Origin of the sequence: Stieleria neptunia, from assembly GCF_007754155.1 — a bacterium.
In the GTDB taxonomy this organism is placed as follows: domain Bacteria; phylum Planctomycetota; class Planctomycetia; order Pirellulales; family Pirellulaceae; genus Stieleria; species Stieleria neptunia.
Window position 1 is genome coordinate 5,414,059 of sequence record NZ_CP037423.1, and the last position, 13,199, is coordinate 5,427,257.

Annotated in this window: 4 protein-coding genes; 3 read left to right on the forward strand and 1 reads right to left on the reverse strand. The window is 58.3% G+C overall.

Translation table 11 applies throughout. From position 1 onward, the window contains the following. The first annotated feature begins 31 nt into the window (after positions 1-31). Both Enr13x_RS18715 and Enr13x_RS18720 read left to right on the forward strand, forming a co-directional pair. Entirely contained in the window at positions 32-9,454 is a 9,423-nt protein-coding gene (locus Enr13x_RS18715) for a DUF1583 domain-containing protein (RefSeq protein ID WP_145388474.1), read from the forward strand. Next, entirely contained in the window at positions 9,451-10,629 is a 1,179-nt protein-coding gene (locus Enr13x_RS18720) for a DUF3592 domain-containing protein (protein WP_197456144.1), read from the forward strand. Before Enr13x_RS18715 ends, Enr13x_RS18720 begins: the two co-directional genes overlap by 4 nt. 40 nt (positions 10,630-10,669) lie before the next feature. On the opposite strand, the gene Enr13x_RS18725 is transcribed toward Enr13x_RS18720, so the two are convergent. Beyond that, complete coding sequence (locus tag Enr13x_RS18725; RefSeq protein ID WP_197456145.1) at positions 10,670-12,076, reverse strand: N,N-dimethylformamidase beta subunit family domain-containing protein; 1,407 nt, start codon at positions 12,074-12,076, stop codon at positions 10,670-10,672. Between the two features lie 336 nt (positions 12,077-12,412). Here Enr13x_RS18725 and Enr13x_RS18730 point away from each other — a divergent pair, with 336 nt between their 5' ends. Beyond that, a complete protein-coding gene (locus Enr13x_RS18730; RefSeq protein ID WP_197456146.1) occupies positions 12,413-13,024 on the forward strand; it encodes an RNA polymerase sigma factor in 612 nt (203 codons plus the stop codon). Positions 13,025-13,199: the final 175 nt, after the last annotated feature.

A 13,199-nucleotide genomic window follows, 5' to 3' on the forward strand; every position in this document is an offset into this window, starting at 1 on the left:
CACGATCTCATTGAGCCAGGAGGCCTACCGGATGCATTGTCTTTCCGCCAACGCTGACAATCACCTCGCCGACCCGTACGGCGGGCGATGGAAGCGGACCGTCATCTGTTTGGTATTGCTTTTGTCCGGTGTCTGTTTCACAGTCCGTTGCCCTGCTCAAGAACCCACTCTTTCGGCAGAAGAGCAGCGTGAACGCACCACCGCGGCGAAGTTTTTGGAGGTGTTGCTGCGACGCCCCAACGCGGGAACCGCGCTGGACCGCGTGTTCGGTTACCACATCGGCGTCGGCGACATCGGCGAGTTGATTGACGGACTGACCGACAAGGCCGAAGCCGCGACCGACGAGGATGAGTCCGGTCGCCACTGGATGGTCGCGGGACTGCTGCAACTGCAACGCAGCGAAGACGCCGCGGCGATCGAGGCTTTGGCGGCGGCCGAAGCGAAACTGCCCGAGAGCCCGCTGGCCGCCTACTACCACGGCCAAGCCCTGTTGATGGTCGGACGGACCGACGAGGCATCCGCGGCGATGCAGCGGGCGATTGATTTGAAACCGTCGCGACAGGACCACCTGAAGTTCGCCGGTCAACTCGGTCGCCTGTACCAACGCGCCGGAAAGACCGAGGAAGCGCTGCGGATCTGGACGCAATTGGAAGAAAGTTTTCCGGGCGACGACGGGGTGCGACAGCGGATCGCCCGTGTGATGATCGAAGAAGGCGACGTGCCAGGAGCATTGGCACGGTACGACGCCTTGGCAAAAGACGCCCGCTCGCCGAATGACAAAATCGTGTTTGCGATGCGGGCCGCCGATCTCCGCGCCCAAGCAGGCGACCGGCCGACCGCAATCCGTCAATTCGAAACGCTGTTGGGGAAACTTCGCCCGGGCAGCTACCTGTACGACGAAGCTCGCCGGCGTATCGAAGCCACGTTCCTGTCCAGCGGTGACTATGCCGGTCTGGCGGAGTATTACCAAACCTGGGTCGACGACCATCCCGAAGATTTGGGCGCGGTCATTCGACTCGCCCGCACGCTGTCGATCCAGGGCCGCGGCCCCGAAGCGTTGTCCTGGTTCGAAAAGGCGATCGAACTGGCGCCCAGCGATCCCACGCCCCGATTGGCACTGATCAACGCCCACGTCGCCGCAGAAAACTACGCCGAGGCGGCCCGGCAGTACGAAACGCTGATCGAATTGGAACCGAACAATCCGGACCACTTCGTGCGTTGGGGCCAAATCCTGATCGAAAACCGCAAGCAACCCAAAGAAGCTCGTATCAAAGCGGCCGCTGACGTCTGGAAACGACTGGCAAACTCCCGCTCCGACGACGCCGTCATCCAGTCCCAGGTCGCCGATCTGCTACGTGGTGCCGAATTGGTCGACGACGCGATCGGGCAATACCAAGCCGCCATCAAACTCGCACCCGATCAACCGCAGTACAAGGAGTATCTCGGCGAGTACCTGCACGGGCTTGAGCGCGAAGCCGAAGCGTTGGACGTATGGCGATCGCTGGTCGCCGGCGAACTCCGCAATCAAAAGAACTTGATTCGATTGGCCGAGGTGTTCCACCAGTTTGACCGACCGGAGGAAGCGTTGAAGGTGATGTCCGAAGCCTGTGAATTGGATCCCACGATCGAAGATCGCTTGCGGTATTCCGAATGGCTGCGCGACGCCGAACGATTCGATGCGGCATTGGAACAAATCGCCTTGGCCGCCGCTGCGACCGAAAACGTTGACGAACGAGAGCGGGTGTTCGCGGCTGAATTGAAAACCTATCAAGCTTCGGGAAAACTGGAGCAACGGATCGCGCAAGCCCGCGCGGAAACCGAGGCCGAAGACAGCGATGCGGATGCGTGGCGACGACTGGCCATCCTCTTCAACGCCGCCGGAAAAATACCGGACGCACTCGAGGCGATCGAAGCCTCACTCGATCGCGATCCCAACTCGATCGACGCGTTGGAAATCGCCGCGCGGATGTACGAGGATTCGGGGCGGCTTCCCTTGGCGATCGAAAAACGCCGACTGTTGGCCGAAACCGATTCTCGATTTCGTAACGGGCACCTGCAAAAACTCTCCTCGCTGCATTTGCGAGTCGGAGAAACCGACCAGGCGGTCGCCGTCGGCAAAGAGCTGTTGGCCGCGTCCTCGGGTTCCATCGAGGCCTATCGATTCTACGCCGATTTGTGCGGGAACATCGGACGGATCGATCAACGCCTGGACACGCTACGACGCTGCGCGCGGTTGAATCCACGCAGCAACGAGGCCCAGCAAATGCTCGCCAGCCAACTGGCCGAGGATTTCAAGACCGATCAGGCGATCGAATTGTATTGGAAAATGCTCGACAGCGCCGGTGACCTGGACGATCGACGCAACCTCGTCAACACGCTGACGGATCTTTACTTGCGGACCAACCGACTGGATCAATTGATCACCCGTTTGGAAATCCGCGGGCGGGAATCCGGTGATCGACGCACCACGATCGACCTGATTTCGACCGCACACCAACAGGCGGGCGACCTGGGACTGGCACGCCAGGCACTAGAAGGACTGTTGGCCGAAGACGGTCGCGACACGTTGCTGTTGGAACGATTGGTGTCACTGGCCGAACAAGTCGGCGAGTACGACCAAGCGGTCGCCTTGCAACGTCAACTCACACGCCTGGCCCCCGACCGCAAGAACGAAGCCCGACTCGCGTCGCTGCTGATCGACATCGGCGAAGTCGACGAGGCTCAAGTGATGTGGTTTCGGATGACCGAGACGAGTTCGGATCAGACTCTCCTGGCCCGCAATATCAATCGTCTGTACGCGGCCGGCGAAAACGAAACGGCGATCAAATTGGCGAAACAGATCCTGGAGCGACAAAGTGACGATTGGGAAACACGTTTCCGCCTGATGGTGCTGCAGGCCGATGAAGGCGACTGGGAAACCGCAGCGCAGACCGCCGAAAACTTGATCGCGATGAACCTGGACGACGCGACGCTCCCCGACGGTGGCAAGCCGTACGAGAGAACGGTGCGAACCAGTTCCGGCCAGAGCTACACACGGCCGTCGATTCGAGTCGGGCGACTTCAAAACATGTACTCGCTCTACCAGATCGTTGATGATCGATACGGTTACCCATCGACGATGTCGCTGCCCCAACCGATGGATTTCGGCCACGCAAAATTGATGGCACGCTATTGCCAGCTCAAACAAATGGCCACCCAAGGCTCGGCGATCAACGACCACCTCGCAGGTCTGGAGAAAGCCGCCATGGCCGCCGACGCATCGGCCGACCAAGTCTGGACCTGGTACGAAACCGCCACGATTGCCGCATCCGTCCAGCAAAGCTCCTTCATGAGCCCCCAAAACCCCGCCGAATGGACAGCGATCTGGCGTCTGGCGGAAGTCGATCGAGAGATCGGGATGTCGCAACTGGTCAGCTTGTTCGTCAATCGAATCAGCTACGCCCAGCGCAGCGACATCGCATTGCGGAAACTGCCCGATGATCGCATGGCTTGGTTGAAATCGAAAGCGGAATCACCGGACGAATCCGTCTCCGATCAATATGGCCGCGGCGCGTCGTGGCAGATGATCTATGGATCGGAGCTTCGGATCGCAGGCAAAACCGACGAAGCGGATCAATACTTCAAGCAACATCTCAACAATGCCATCGAAAACGCCGACTCGGTCGGCTTGGTCACTGCGATCCAGCAAGCGTCGACCTACGGCACCGACGCACAGCTCTGGCCGCTCTTGGAAGATGCGATCCAACGCCAACAAGAGCTCCGACGGTCTTACGGCAACACGCCCGTGGCTCAACTACTTTCGATATTCAGCGCCGTAAAACGCATCGAGGATGGGTTGTCCAAGGGGCCCAGCGATGCGACCTATCGAGAGCGTGTGTTTTCCTTGATGGACGAAATGCTGAAAGAGGAAGCGACCAAGCCCCTGCGACGACGCGTCATTCGATTGACGGGAATTGGTGGCCCCAGAAATCAAGGCCGCGTGGTGGCCGGACGTTATGTCCAAGTCAGCGTCGAATTCCCCCCGACCGGCCTCGGCCCAGAGGATCCATTCGTGTTTGCCCAATACAACGTCTGGGAACGCATGAAGGATCACGCCGACGAATGGCTCCAATCGCTGCGAACGGGCATCGACGCGTCCGAGTCTCCGCGTGAAGCGATCCAGCGACACCTCGCCGCGGCATCGGTGTTGTATTGGGAAAAACGCGTCGATGAAGCGATCGAGCAACTCCAGCTGGCGAACCGCTTGGCATCGAACGAACTGCCCCAGATGGAACCGGAATTGCGTCTGATGTCGGCTGATTTGCTGTTGCGACAAGACCGCAAACGCGAAGCCTTGGACGCGATCGATTCGTTGACCGTCTATGACCAAAACACGATGGCGGTTCGCGAGTTCGCCGCGGCTCGATTGGCTGCCGCGATCGGAGACCGCGAGCGGGCGCAACTGGCGGCGCGGCGATTGTTCGGCGTTCGTCTGAACACCGACGCCCAGATCGAGCTCGCCAAACTGATGCGTAAATTGGACATGCGACAGCTCGCTTCGGACCTCGTCCGGCGACTAAGAAGCCGCGGCGGCAGCAACACCGACCAGCTGCAATCGTTGATGACTTACTTCGTCGCCCAAGGCGAAAACGATCAGGCCGCCGAAGTGGCGATGGAACTGCTGCGTCGCAGCGCCCCACCACGCCGCTCGGGCAGCCGCTACACGACGACCAATCAAGTCCGACGCCGCAACGCCCTGCAAACGCTCTCGACGACGGGACACTTGACGTCGCTGATCGCCGCGACCGAAGAAAAACTCGAAAAAGCCCCCAAAAGCCAACGGATCCGGTCGGAGCTGGCCGAATTGTACGTGGCCGCCGGCAAAACGGAAAAATCACAGGCGCTGCTCGGCGAAACCGAACTGAAGGATGTCAACAGCGCGCGTGCCCTGGAAGCGACCGCCCAACAATTCGTGGCCGCCGGAAAAATGGACGAAGCCTGCGACGCCTACCTAAAACTGTTGCGACGCAAGCAAGATTCCTTCAACCAAAACTTCTACGAGATCAAACGCCCCTTCGATAGCCAACAGCGACTCGGCGACCTGGCCGATCTGATGATCGAAGTCGGCGTGCAAAAGTTTACCGATCATCGAGTGTCGGAAATTTGCAGCGATTTGGTTCGCGATGCAAATGCCGTCGACAAAGCCCGTGCGCTGTTTTCAGCTATGCTGGACATCCCGCCGACCGCCACCAATTCGATGTACTCGATGAGCAACATCATGGGTTCGGCCAGCAAGATCCTAACCGATCGCGAACTCGTGATGCGGACGGCGCGTTTCATGATCGAAGCGTCCGAAAACGGAAACACATGGAGCACGCTGTTCAACGGTTATTCCACCGGCAGCGACGGTCGACACAACAACGTGACCACCTACTTCGTCCGCCACGTCTCCCAGAGTAAGGAAAACGCCCAAGCGGTCGAAGAATTGTTGCGGGCCAAACTACAAGAGAACGAAGATTGGCTGGAAGGCAAGGTCTGGCTCGCGCTCGTGTTGACGGCGAACAAGGAATACGACGAAGCCAAGGAGTTACTTGAGCCGCTGGTCCAGAAAGACCACAATCCGCAACCGACGCACGACGTGCTGTGGTTGGTCGGCAGCTTGATCGATACCCATCCGCCGATGCAGCCGTTGGCCGAGCGTCTTTATGAGTACGCGTTGGAGAACACGACCGACCGCAGCAACCGCGACTTTCAGTATTCGTTGAAAGGTCGGATCTGTAACTTCATGGCCGACATTGGCAACAACAGCCGCGCCCGCGAACTGGCTCTGGCAGCCATCGCGGACGAAAAGACCAATCCGGGTCAACAGTTCGGCAATCCCGAGTACGAAGCCTATCAAAAGATCCGATCAACGCTGAGCATGATGGAATTCTTGGCGAAAATCGACTATCCCTCCGATGCCCTCCGTGTCGCACGCGAATTCGACAAATCGCTGTTCGGGAAAGCCGGCCGCTATCAATCGGGACGCCAGGAGCAGTTTGAAAAGCAGCAAAACGAGTTATTGGATCAGGTCCGAAAGCTGGGCGGATTGGCCACGGTCCGCTCGATGGTCAATGAAACCACCGACGGTCCCACCGCCGTTGATTTCGCGATCACCCTAGGCGATCAACCGTTTACCGATCTCGCCGTGTCGTCGCTGTGGATTGAAATGCTGGAAGACGCGGCCGATGATCCGAAGAACGCCGAAGCGTTGAATGAGTTTGCCGTCGAAATGAAAACGCTCGCCGAGAAGCGTCCGCAAGACGATGCCGCCTCCGCCGCCCACGCGATCGCCTCGGATGTCGTCGGAGTCCATCAACCGCTGTATGATCTGATCGACCGTTGGACCGGCGTCACACAAGACGATCCCGAGGTGACGAATCATCGGCTACGGGGGCGGTTGCTGATGGCGTCGATACTGCGAGCCGACCGCGGAGCATCCGGTGACGAAGCTGTTGCGACACGAAAGAAGTTTGCGGAGCTGGATTTCGATTCGATTCCGGGAACCAGCCGAATCGAACAAACCTGTTTCATCGCTGCGTTGGCAAAGCAATCACTGGCGCGGAGTGACCAGGAAACCACACAGCGATTGTGGAAACGGGCGATTGAATTGGGCGCCAGCCAATGGATGTTGTTGGATCTGTCACACGCAGCGATCGACGCAGGGATGCCCGACATTTCGGCGTCCGCGTTCGCCACGGCCGTCACGGCACCCGCCGGTCCGATCGAGATAGACGAATCAGAAGACAACTCGGCAGGTTCCTTGGGACAGTTGCTCGGCAGCGCTCGCCCGCGACAATCCACGTCGTCCACGTCGTCGGCCAACGAACTGGATCCAGACGAAGTCCGACTGGCACAACGCATTTTGGATCTCGATGAAGCGTGGCGCGTCAAAAAGCTGTACACAAAATTCGTCTTCGATCCTCTCGTTGAACTCACACTGGGAAAACCCGGCTCGCGAATTCGAACGCTGTGCACACCGGTTTCCATCAAGCCGAATGATCGGATCGTCATTCATAGCGTTTTCGATCGCTTGGCCCGCCGGGCGAGCTGGTCAAAGCGTACGGACAAATTGATGTCCCTGCTGACCGGCGATGATTCCGAAACGAATCTGTTGGCCGGACTGGTGCTGCTCAATGACAAACGGGGCGAAGCGGCGTTGCCACGGTACCAGGCCGTTGACGCCACGGCGCTCAACACGCTTCCCAAAGAATTGGTCATGCAATCGTTGCTGTTGGCGCTCGATGATTCGCATTGTCGCCCCCGCGCGCTTGAGTTGGGGTTGGCACTGATCGACCAAAACCGACCGTCCCAGCGATACGCCAACATCGAACCGTTTGATACGTTTTCGTTGCACCTGGCAAAGCTAGCCATGGACCATGGAATGAAGCAAGAGTTCGTCGACGTGTCGATCAACAACTACCTTGAATTGACCGCCCACGACAACGACCGCTATTCGGCGATCAGCAGCCGCGTCACGCGACGTTTGGGCCAATTAGAAAAGGTCGCCCAGTTGTTGATACCCAAAGGGCGACTCGATCAAGCATTGACCTACCTGGCGATGCGGCAAAGCGGATTCGCACAAGGCTTCGATCGCGGAAATGACTGGGTCGGGTGCTGGGCGTTGGAGTCGATTCAGGCCATGCCGGATCGTAAAGCGGCCTACCAAATCCTGGCCGATTGGACCTTCCAAGGCGATGGTCCGCTGCAAACGATCCGAACGCTCGCTCGGCGTCAGCCGTTGCCGACCTGGATTCCCCCGTCGGTCGGCGGTTATTACCCGCCGTTCCCGCCCGTTCCCGATCAGTCCCTGCCGATCGCGACGAACTACTACTCCCTGGCGCGACTGGCGATGCAGATCGATGCGACAGACGATCTTTTGAAACGATTGCAAAAAGCACAATCGGACGGGCGCGCGGAAGCCGACACCGCGATGGCGATCTGTCTGGCGGCGATGAAGCAACCCGTCGCGCCAGAATTGCTTTCCGGCATCACCCAGTCGCTGGATTCGATTCAACCGGGCGACGGAAAACCGGCATCGCAGGCACCGCTGGCGGAACTGCAACTCGCGTCGATCCTGGCAGCCGACCCGGCTCACGATGAGTTTTCTAAAAAGGTGACGAAGGCCCTGATCGGTCATACGCACACCCAATCACGCGGGTATTTGATGCCTTGGGTGGCGCGGTACGAACACACGCGAGGTTCGGCGGAAACGTCATCCTTGCGTTCGGCCGATGATCTGACGCACTGGATCCGCGCGACGCACGCCAGCGCCAAAGATTTTTCGGAAGGAAAAACGCCGGCAGTCTGGGTGACCGATGGCGACAGTCGAATCCATCATGTTTGTGGATTTGGCACCGACTTCTTGTGGTTCCGCTATCCGCTGCAAGGCAATTTCACCGTCGAAGTCGAAACGTTGGACGGCGGTTGGCGAGAATCGGAACTGGTGTTCGACGGGCTGCAGTTCGCCGCGTTGGCGCATAACAAAAGTGTCTACGTGAAATCACAAAACAGCAACGACTGGTCGAGATTCTACTCTGACGTCACCAAGAAAAACGAATTCAACCGTTGCAGCGTAACGCTGGATGACGAATCGCTCAGCTATCGCGTCAACGATCGATTGATCTATCGCGAACCGCGAAAAAATCACTCGCCTTGGCTCGCGATCATGCTTGCCGGTGACAAACGCACGTCCGTGCAAAACATCAAAATCACCGGACAACCCACCATTGCTCGCCACGTCGACTTGATCCCCGACGACACGCTGCGGGGTTGGTCGGGACAGTACTTGAATGCAAAACTCCCCACGGCCGACGTGAATCTCGATCAACACGACAAAAACGAAAACGCCCCCCGAAGCTATCGATCGGGGCCCAAACCCGACCAGATCAAGAACCTAGCCTGGACGGTCAAGAACAGAGAATTGGTCAGCGGCAAGGTCCTGCCACAAAGCTTCAATGGGCAGAACAGCATCCGCTATGAACGCCCACTCGGCGACGGCGAAACGATCTCCTATGAATTTTTCTACGAAGCAGGGAAAACGGAGGCTCACCCCTCGATCGGCCGAATTGCTTACGTGATGCGTCCGACGGGTTTGCAGCTGCACTTGATGAATGCCCCAAACACGGCCTGGACGATTCCCAAAGGATTCGAAGTCTCCTTGCCCGGCGTGGAACCCAAAGCGTTGCCGCTGAAGGCATCTCAATGGAACCAGGTAGAACTGACACGCCGAGGCACCAAGCTGGAAATCGTGCTCAACGGTGAATCAATTTTCAACCGAGAGCCACAAACGCGACTCGGTGACATGGTGTTCGGATTGTTCCACAACCGCGAACAGACATCCGCGCGGATTCGAAAGGTTCGAATCAGCGGACCATGGCCGGAGCAGGTTCCGAAGTCGCTCCTTTCCTTTTCCAGTCGTTCCGAGACGCAATGAATCGATCCACCGAATCACTCGCCGAATCGCTTTCTGATCTCTTTTCTGAGAATGTGACGGTCGATCATCAGCAGTCCAGTGAACAGGGCGGCGTAAACGTTACGATTGCGGAGATCCGCTACCGGTCCTCGGACGCTGAATCCGAATCGTCACGGCGCGTCCGGCAGACCGTGGCCGTGTTGGATGAAGAGATCCATCTTCCCTACGTCGCGATGTTCCCCCATCGCAAAGGGATCCTTGGAGCGGTCTTTTCGGCCATCGGGGGAATGAACGACGTCAACTTTGACGACTCACCGAAATTCTCGGCCGACTATTTGCTACACGCCTGGAATGAAAAAGCGGTCCGTCTGTTGTTCACACCGAAGCTGCGCGAATATTTTTCCCAGCACGCGGGCTGGAGTCTGCGTGGAAACCGCGGCCGCATCGCCGTCTTCCAGCAAGGGCGCGTTTGCAAGAGCGAAGAATTGGATGAGTTTGTCAACGCTTCGGCCGAGATCTTTCGGTTGATTCGAGAGGGCGAACAGGAACTCGACCGGCACCCGGAAATCAATCGTGAAGCCCGGGTTCAAGATGCCTATGCGGCGGCCGAAAACATGGGTGGAATCGCCGGCCGTATCCTGCGCAACGAACTTGATCGGATCGCATTGTCCAGCGATGAAGTCCGACAGTTTCTCGCCCAACCGGTCCCGCGGCTGGATATCCCCTCGGGAATGCATCGTCAGGTCATTCCGGACGTAAAAATGCTGATTGCCATGGGAATCGTATTCACTGTCGCAGGGGTCGTCGTCCCGATTTTGATTTTTTTGGTGCTGCAAGGCAATGACCGTCTGTTCGGCATTCCCTTCGCCGCCACCTTCCTGCTCGCGGGCGGCTTGATGCTGTTCTTTTCGATTCGGCACGGGCGCCGAAAATACCGACTGCTTCGGGAGGGTACGGTTCATACGGGGCGGATCGAGCGTGTCGAGCGGACGAACACGGAAATCAATTCGCGACGTCGCTATGTGCTGCACGTCACGTATGACGTCGACGGTCAATCGCGGCAGACGACCGCCAACGTTTATTCAGGGATCGAGCGGGCGAGATCGCTTGCCGATCAAAACGCAGCGGTGCGGGTTCTGGTCGATCCCCAAGACGAAAAGCATGTCCTGTGCGTCGATTCGCTGGTGATCACGTAGACCGATATCTCAGCACGTGGCGTCAGCCAGTGGCGCGTGTCTACTGTGACAACCGATCCAGCACGTTCTTTGTGATTTGAACCACCGCGGGGTCCGCGCCGCGCAGTCCATGGGCCCAGTCGGTCGTGCCCGCTGTCACCACCGTGCCACCTGCGGCGGACGTATAAACTCCCAACACCGCTGCGCCCACTCGATCGGTCGGAAATCGGTCGTACCAGTAACTGTCGCCGGGCGCCCAACGGGCTTCGCAGGTGCCAAGGATCTGGAACGACTGGGGCGTCCCGTCGTTGTGCGTCGCTGTGGCAACTCCGTCGATCCACTTCATTTCGCATCCGTCACACTCGTAACCGACGATGCTGTCCTTGCCACCGAACGCGTCGCCCTGTTTCAATCCCGTGCCCTTGAACAGCCAATGATCGGGTTGGTGGACGGTAAACGCGCCGGAGCCGTCCATGAACTGGCCGTGGCTGCGGTGGTAGCCGCCCCACAAAAAACCGACGCCGGTCAATTCATTCTCGGGTCGACCCACCAAGTGGTGGCTCCACGCCGTGCTCAGCAAACGGTGGTCGCCCGTACGATACAACGGATCCATGTTCGGTGTCTGTTTCCATGACGTCAGCGTTCGGCCATCACTGCCACTGCGTACTTGCCAACAACAGGTGTTGCCACTGAAAAACGCAACGTTGCCACCGTCACGGATGAAACGCTCCAGATGATCTCGCATCGGCGAAGACCAGTATTCGTCGTGCCCGACACTCAACACCAACTTGTAATTTTTTAGGATCTCGGGATGAAACTCCAAGTCGCTGTTGACCGCAAAGTCAATCGAAAATCCGTTCGCTTCAGCCCAACGCACAAAAGGCAACTCCCAATTACCGAACTGAGAATTGATCGGCCGATCGAACGACACCTGATGGCCTTGCAATCCGTCGCGATCATGGTAGCTGTACAGACTGTGGCCGCCCCAGTTCGTGTACGCGTTGTAGGTGTTGGTTGACAGTTGCAGCAAGATTTTGGATTTCGATTGGGAATCACCAGCGCGGACGACAAAGAACAGAGACCCTCGCACGTCATCGTCATCACCGGACTTCATCGCGACCTCGTAGTAGCCGGTCTTCCAGTCGTCGGGAACTGTCAATGTCCAGGCAGTGGGCCAGTTGCAACCGTCCGACGAAGCCCGATCGGGAATGGGGTGGGCCGCACACGCAACACCGACCTCACGATGGACCTGTTCTCTCTGGGCACCGACCCGAGTGATCGTCAAATCCACACGGGGCTGGCTGGACGAAAGGTGAAAGGCAACGGACTCGCCGGCAACGTAGCTGAGTTGATCGGTGTAGCCGAACACATAGGGTTCGGCGGGCGGCATCTGTTCTGCGTTGCATTGATTGAGCACACCGAACATCATCGTCGCCCAAATCATCAATCGAAAAGTCGTCTTGACCATCGGTTTCTCCCGTTGTGAATCGAAGTTTGCAGCGACCAGTGTACCGGCCTCTCGCCACACCGGGCAACGATTGACACCGCTGGCAAAGCAGCCCCACGGATGCCCCACCCATCCTCCAGCCACCCATCATTCTGCCCCCTATCATTCTGCCTACCCTTCTTTTCCCTTCCATCGTCTTGCCCCCATCGTCTTGCCCCCATCGTCTTGCCCCCATCGTCTTGCCCCCATCGTCTTGCCCCCATCATCACGCCACACCTCGCCTGCGTCCCACCGCGACAACAAGCTATCATAGCCCCATCACACCGCTCTAATCCCTTCGGAAACCCTACCTCGGACATGCCTCCCGCCCCACAAAACGATTCCTCCTCTGGTCAAACTTCGTTGACCCTGGTCGGTCGCGTTCAAGCGGATGACCAGGCCGCGTGGCAGCGACTTGTCGACCTGTATGGTCCGTTGATCTTCTCGTGGGGTTGTCGCGGCGGATTGTCCGTTGAAGACGCGGCGGATGTGATGCAAGAAGTTTTCACGTCGGTTGCCAAAGCGATTCGGCGCTTCGATCCGGCGGCTCGTGGACGCTTTCGCGGTTGGCTGTGGACGATCACACGCAACAAAATTCGCGACCATCACCGCACATCCGAAGCCAAAGCACGCGGCGGCGACACGGCCTTCGGCGAATTGGCTGAATACCCCGACCAGCTTCCCGAACAGTGGGATGACGATGCGTCCGACGTGACACGTCACGAAGTCCGGGCGTTGTATCATCGCGCGATGGAGCTGATTCGCACTGATTTTCAGCCGCACACGTGGCAGGCCTTCTTTTTGTCGGTCGTCGAAGAAATGCCGACAGCCGACGTCGCCGAACGCTTGAGCATGTCCCCGAATCAAGTGCGACAAGCCAAATCCCGGGTGCTGCGGCGGCTAAGGCTGGAATTGGCAGATCATGAATGATGGAGCCATTGCTGCGTAGGAAGTAGGGCATGCTGTGCAAGCCAATGGGCCGACAGGCACAGCCTGACCTACGCCGCGCAAGCGTCCAGGCGCCGATGTCGTTGGTGGTGTCAGGTTCATTCGGGCGATTCCAGATTTTCGTGTCGCGCCCGTCCGTGGTTACGTAATGGCTAAA